This is a genomic window from Microcoleus sp. PH2017_35_SFW_U_B (genome assembly GCF_020737865.1).
In the GTDB taxonomy this organism is placed as follows: Bacteria; Cyanobacteriota; Cyanobacteriia; order Cyanobacteriales; family Microcoleaceae; genus Microcoleus.
Map to the genome: position 1 here is coordinate 1 of NZ_JAEQDE010000192.1, position 3,865 is coordinate 3,865.

At 48.6% G+C, this 3,865-nt stretch carries 1 protein-coding gene; it reads left to right on the top strand.

Annotated elements, in window-relative coordinates:
* Window positions 1-572 precede the first annotated feature (572 nt).
* The gene (gene ppc, locus JGK36_RS33415) at window positions 573-3,692 is read left to right on the top strand and encodes a phosphoenolpyruvate carboxylase (RefSeq protein ID WP_293193959.1); all 3,120 of its coding nucleotides are present in this window, start codon (window positions 573-575) and stop codon (window positions 3,690-3,692) included.
* Window positions 3,693-3,865 lie beyond the last annotated feature (173 nt).

The window sequence follows — 3,865 nt, forward strand, 5'->3', positions numbered from 1 at the left end:
AATCAGTCCAAATGCAGATTTCTCTGACGCAAGACGCCCACATCTGTAATCCAATGGCACGGGGGCAAAAACAAATTGAACCAGGGGCAAATAGTCTCGTGCGGCCACAATTTGCTCAAAAAGCTACCCAAATAGTCAAGGATGGGTAGCTTTGTCCATAAATTAAGTTACAGTTCCTAACCCCGTTAGAGGTGAATCATACAGAAGTGGCAAGAAGTTTAGGTGTGGTCATTGTGGCTGGGTTGGTGATGCTGATGAGAATGGAGCTAAGAATATTTCTGTATTGGGGCTGCTTTTAGACCAGCCTGGAGGCTCAGGACTTGCTTGCTCATTGGAGCAACACGTTCTAGGGCTACTGAAATCCCCGACCGATCGCGCAAGCAGGTCGGGGAAGTTTAAAACACCAGGAAAGGGAGACCCCGAGCTCCAAAGCACGATCGTCATGAGTCATCCGCAAGCACAAATCGCAAATTGTATAAGATGTCTCAAATTTGACTGCAAATAAAAGTGTTTTCGGTGAAACTAAACAATACAATTTTCTAGACACCCGCAGCTATTTGAGGAACAGCCCGATGAGTTCAGTCCTCCAGTCTTCAGAACAGGCTATTGATACACCATCTATTCCCCATTCTGCCCCTTACTCAAAATCAGACCTGTTTCTACGCAATCGCCTCAAAGTAGTAGAGGACTTGTGGGAATCGGTGCTGCGACAGGAGTGCGGGCAGGAATTGGTGGATTTGCTCCAACAAATGCGATCGGTCAATTCGGCCGAGGGACAAGCCACTCACTTTCGCGAGTCGAATGTCCTACAGCTAATCGAAAAGCTTGATCTCAACGCCGCCATCCGCGCCGCTCGTGCTTTTGCACTATATTTTCAGTTAATCAACATTGTCGAACAGCACTACGAACAGCGAGACCAACAGCTAGCTTACACTGGCAGTAACGATGCTGGCGGGCGGATGTTTGCTAAGCTGCCGGGACAAGCAACGGATGCGCCCGATCGCCCGCGGCACAGGGAAGGCCCGGCCCAAACAGCTCTGAGCAAGGTAGACAGCAGCGAGGCGATCGCCAAAGACGCCGGAACATTTCACCAACTGTTCCCGATGCTACTGCGCTTGAACGTACCCAGCCAGCAAATCCAGCGCTTGATCGATCAGTTAGACATCCGCTTAGTATTCACCGCCCACCCGACGGAAATTGTCCGCAACACGATCCGCACCAAGCAGCGGCGGATGGCGAAGATTCTCCAAAAGCTAGACCAAGTTGACGAGAAATTTCAGGTACTCGGGGCCGACTCAGAAAGCCCCTACCCGGTGTCTTCCTGGGAAGCTGCGGCTCTCCAAGAGCAACTCATGGAAGAAATTCGCCTTTGGTGGCGCACTGACGAACTGCACCAGTTCAAACCGACTGTACTTGACGAGGTGGAATACACCCTGCACTACTTCGACGAAGTGCTGTTTGATGCTATTCCCGAGCTATACCAACGCTTAAAGCAAGCGCTGCACGCTTCTTTCCCTTACCTGAAACCACCTAGTTACAATTTTTGCAAGTTCGGTTCTTGGGTGGGCTCCGACAGAGACGGGAATCCTTCTGTCACCCCAAAAGTTACTTGGCAAACTGCTTGCTATCAACGCCATTTAGTGCTGTGCAAGTACATCAATGCGGTGAAGCGGTTGAACGAACTTTTGAGTTTGTCGCTGCACTGGAGCGACGTATTGCCAGAATTGCTCGAATCGCTCGATCGCGACAAATCAGAATTTCCCGAGGTTTACGAGCAGTGGGCGATCCGCTACCGTCAAGAGCCCTATCGGTTGAAACTCGCCTACGTACTCCAGCGACTGGAAAATACGCGCGATCGCAACTGGCGCCTCTACAAAGGAGACGAGTTACAACGGGAGCGCGAAGCCTTGTCGGAACATCCCGGAATGAGCGGCCTTTATCGATCGGGAACCGAGTTTTTGACCGAATTGCAGCTCATCGAGCACAATTTAATCGAAACCGGTTTAAGCTGTCGGGACTTGGAAAATCTGCTCTGCCAAGTAGAAATCTACGGATTTAATTTGGCTTACCTAGATATCCGCCAAGAGTCAACAGTACACTCCGACGCTTTGAGCGAAATTGCTGAATACTTGCAAATTTTGCCCAAGCTTTACAATGAAATGTCTGAAGGCGATCGAGTGATATGGCTAGCAACAGAACTGCAAACTCGCCGCCCATTAATTCCCGCAGAATTGCCATTTTCTCCCAAAACTTGCGAGACAATTAATACCTTCCGCATATTGCGGCAAATGCACCAGGAGTTCGGCCCGGAAATTTGCGAAACCTACGTCATCAGCATGACCCACGACCTCAGCGATATGCTGGCGGTTTTGTTGCTAGCAAAAGAATCAGGACTTTACGATCCAGCGACCGGAATTAGCAGCATTCAAGTAGTCCCATTGTTTGAAACAGTGGAAGACTTGAAAAAAGCGCCAAAAGTAATGCAGGAGGCATTTGAACTGCCAGTTTATCGGGCTTTATTAGCCGGAGGATACGCCCAAGAAACAGCCAAACCAAGCGAACAAAATCTAGACTGTCCAATCCGAAAAATCAAATTGCAAGAAGTGATGCTGGGCTATTCGGACAGTAATAAAGATTCGGGTTTCCTCAGCAGCAATTGGGAAATTCACAAAGCTCAAAAAGCTTTGCAAATGGTTGCGGAAAAGCACGAAGTAGAATTGCGAATTTTTCACGGCCGTGGCGGTTCGGTAGGGCGAGGCGGCGGGCCTGCTTACAAAGCGATTTTGGCTCAGCCCGGAAAGAGTATCAGCGGGCGAATTAAGATTACCGAACAAGGCGAGGTTTTGGCTTCTAAATATTCTTTGCCGGAGTTGGCGCTTTACAATTTAGAAACCGTGGCGGCGGCGGTAATTCAAGCTAGTTTGCTGCATACAGGTTTCGATGGCATCGACTCTTGGAACGAGATTATGGAAGAGTTATCGGCGAAATCGCGATCGCACTACCGTAATTTAATCTACGAACAGCCAGATTTAGTAGATTTCTTCCACCACGTTACCCCGATTCAAGAAATCAGTCAGTTGCAAATTAGTTCTCGCCCAGCCCGTCGCGGCGGGAAGAAAGACATCAGCGGTTTGCGAGCAATTCCGTGGGTGTTTAGCTGGACTCAAAGCCGCTTTTTGCTGCCTTCTTGGTATGGTGTCGGCACAGCTTTACAAGAGTATTTGCTGGAAGAACCGGAAGAACACATGAAACTTTTGCAGTATTTTTACTTGAAATGGCCGTTTTTTAGAATGGTAATTTCCAAGGTAGAAATGACATTATCGAAGGTGGATTTGCAGATTGCAGAACACTACGTGCGGGAGTTGGCGTTACCGGCAGACAGAGAGCGATTTAAGGCTTTATTCGAGCAAATTGCTGCCGAATTCTACTTGATTCGTAATTTGGTTTTAACTATTACCGGACACCAGAGTTTGTTGGATGGAGATCCATCGCTTCAGCGTTCTGTGCAATTACGAAATGCCACAATTGTGCCTTTGGGTTTGTTGCAGGTTTCACTGCTGAAGCGATTGCGGCAACATGGTACTGGCGGAGTACCCGGTGTGATTCACTCGCGTTACAGCAAGGGTGAGTTGTTGCGGGGAGCTCTGCTGACGATTAATGGTATTGCCGCCGGGATGCGGAATACGGGCTAAAAAACAGGTTTGTAGTGAGGACTTCAGTCCTGCTTTTTCCGAGAACAAAAGTCCTCACTACGAACAGATTTTACAAGGTTTGTAGTGAGGACTTCAGTCCTGCTTTTTCCGAGAACAAAAGTCCTCACTACGAACAGATTGTATAAGGTTTGTAGTGAGGACTTCAGTCCTGC